This is a genomic window from Endozoicomonas sp. SESOKO3 (genome assembly GCF_024606255.1).
In genome coordinates, this window is record NZ_JAHHPR010000409.1 from 1 (window position 1) to 3,103 (window position 3,103).

At 42.8% G+C, this 3,103-nt stretch carries 2 protein-coding genes; one reads left to right on the top strand and one right to left on the bottom strand.

All coding sequences use genetic code 11. The annotated features are described in order from the left end of the window. Positions 1 to 478 precede the first annotated feature (478 nt). Entirely contained in the window at positions 479 to 607 is a 129-nt protein-coding gene (locus KDK18_RS07080; RefSeq protein ID WP_257254178.1) for a hypothetical protein, read from the bottom strand. A gap of 102 nt (positions 608 to 709) precedes the next feature. On the opposite strand from KDK18_RS07080, the gene KDK18_RS07085 reads away from it, so the two are divergent. Beyond that, on the top strand, positions 710 to 3,103 hold a 2,394-nt coding region (locus KDK18_RS07085), incomplete at its 3' end, for a hypothetical protein (RefSeq protein ID WP_257254179.1).

Below are 3,103 nucleotides of genomic sequence, written 5' to 3' on the forward strand. Positions count from 1 at the left end.
GGACCCACCCCACATCCGCAAACGATTTTACCTGGAGCTGATTTACCAGCAGGAAAGTCATCAGCAGATTTTGCGCATAACGCCATTTCCATTGAGCCCACCTACCAGCACCTGGTTGGCAGAGAAGCAACTATCTGGAGGCTACTCCCCCTGGCTGGAGTTGTATGAGGCCAGTTCACAGCACGGTGTCGTTCATATTGATCTCTCATGGGTTTCACCCGAGGCGCCAGAAGGCATTCGCATTGACATTCATTATTCAGACAAAGCCACAGAATCAACGTTAGTCGCACTGACCCACAGCGAAGCTTCAGAAACTCTGCCGGTGAGTATCGAGTCGTTGTTGCATAATGAAGCGAAAGATGAGTTGAAAGCTTTTGCCAAGGGGCATTCCATTGCCAGCCTGTTAACCGATGCAGTCATTAGAAACACCGTAACCCTGATCCACAATCCCGATTCTGCCTTAGCCCGTTTCCCTGTGTCACGGGTTGCTGGCCAGCTTGAATTTGAGGCAGATGGCAATAGCGGCCAGTTGTCTCTTTGTGGTGAGCAACAACCCGATTGCCACAGCCACCTGCAATTGACCTATAAACTGTTTCCATACCCGCATTTTGGCATGACCTTACAGGGCCAGGATCGCATTGAATCCAGCGTTGACGCAACCATTAAACAACTGGCAAATGCCAACCGCGCTGAGTTGATTCTGCAACTGTTGGAAAAGGCGGTTCTGCACTTTTTTATGGCCTCTGTTCAGAAAAACAATCAGGAGTCAAAGAATACTGGCAATGATTATTTTCAGCCGTCCCTGCAACACAACGAAGGAATCCCTGAAACGGCCATAGCACCCTCATACGGTAAACTCGTCGCACCGTTGCAGTTACTCGTTAAAACGATGATGCCAGAGGGAGGTATCTGGAAATCAGGAAAGTGCCGCAACGCTCTATCGATTCTATGGGGACTGCACCCCGGTTTATTTAGGAATCTTATGGTTGAGTCCGAAGCCTTATCACCCGGATCTTTAAATATATTTAAAATCAGTTCGGACGCGAACACTGCCATCTTCACCGAAAAACAAGTTGAGCTGATTCAAAAACTTGTTGATGGTAGAGTTCGTGAATTCACGGAAGATGAGTTTATGAACGTCATCGATTATTTTTCACCAAGAACTTTTAGAAAATATGGGTCTGAAGCTTATTTAGAATCACCTTTTTTTATGAAAGAGTTTGTAAGGAATGGTGTTTTGCAAATTCACGAAATACCAAAAGAAAAAATAACAAAAGATATAATTTTGGCTCAGCCCGGTTATGATCCTTACCAATATTCCTACGATGATCTACCCGTCGAATTGAAAAAGGAGGTTGATTTTCTTATTGAGTACTCAAATATACATGGTATGCCCTATGGTACACCGCCGGAACTGGCCGTTTTTATTTATGGTTATCTGGACACTACGGCGAAAATAAAGTCACTGAATAATCTTCCAGCCAGTTTTAAAAATGATGATTTGTACGATGATCTGATCCGATCAGGAATAATAGAGCTTAAAGACCTTCCAGAGCACATTAAAGAAAAAAACAAAGAGTACTGCCTTTCACAGTTATCAAATGACTTGTGTAAATTATCAGAGGTTCCGGTTCATTTTATGACCAAAGAATCCATCCTGAATTCGATCAGTGGTGTGCATTGGTTTCGTAATTTTAATCGAATTTTATTTCCTCAATATAGTATGTTCACCAAAGATCCTGTTTTTTTTGAAGAGATACTGGTCAAGGCTTTAGCCTACGAATTGGAAGCAATTAAGGGATTGGGTTATTCATACGGCTACATCTTTACAAGTGTATATAATGCTCTCTTAAACAGATATAAAACAGATGAAGAAGCATTTGGTTTGTTATTAAAAAAGCTGGTAAAAGTAAATCCTTTTATTTTAATTTATGTTGAAGATTTCAATGCTATCTTGCCAAAGGATTTGATCGATGCAGCAAAGAGGTCATTATTGGACATGCTAAGCAGTAGACCTGAAGTAAGCGAGCGATTTCATATGACTCTCCTTTACCACTTCTTTGGAAAAGTGAGTGCAGATAACGATTTCATAACCCATGTCCTGAATATTGTTTATCCTTATCTACCTGAACAGAATTACAATAAGCTTTCTGAAGTAATCCTGAAAGAGCAGGACAAAATAGTGCTCAATTCTGAAGTCTTTGACAAGGGAAAATGGCACTTTCTGATCAGGAAGTTACGGCCTGCCAACCCCCACATTGCAATAGACTACATTGAACGGCATCTAAATTTTTTTGACTTATTTGACGACAAAGAGTACCTGGAGCGGTGCTGCACTGATGATATTATCCGGAAAAGGCTTATACACATACTTGTAGAAAGGTTAGTTGCTAATAAACCGTCGTTATTGATGTACTGGAAAGATCGTCTACCTCCGCAATTAATCGATGACACTCTGGATTTTCTCAAAGATCCGGCACTTTTCTTCAAGCTGGATTCTTCCGACCAGTTGACAGAACCCGTTAATCCCCTCAATTTTCAATTGCCAAATCCTTCGGCATTAAAGTTGGTGGTGGCTGCCCACGCATTTGATATTCATCCTGAGGACCTGGCCTCCGGTCGTCAGTTACAGTCAGAATTTGCTCGGGCCGGTGAAACAGTTTTTCAGCGGGTTTATCCTGGTCAACATCCGTTATCACTATTTGAGCAAGAAGGCACCATCGTTGGTGGTCGTACACTGGCAATAGTCAATGGTGAGGAGGTTGATTACTATAAGTTCCATCGGGTCGGAGAGTTTGAGGCCACCCTGGCGCAAGAAGGCATTATGCATCAATTTATTGCCAAAAGTGACCGCTTTAGAAGCCAGAAACCCCGTTTTGGCCAGTACCTGATTGTACAGGAAAAGGATCTTCCCAAGAGTACCCGAGATTTCACTGACCGCCTGCAATTTAGGGATGTTGGTGGTGAAAGAGCCTGTCTGGTCTACCATTTTAAAGCGACAAACGACTATGGTAAATACGCTCACACTCCTGACGATACCAGCACTCCTTACACGACTGCTGAGCAAGGTCTGTTGAACAGCATTCATGATATTGGCGTACTT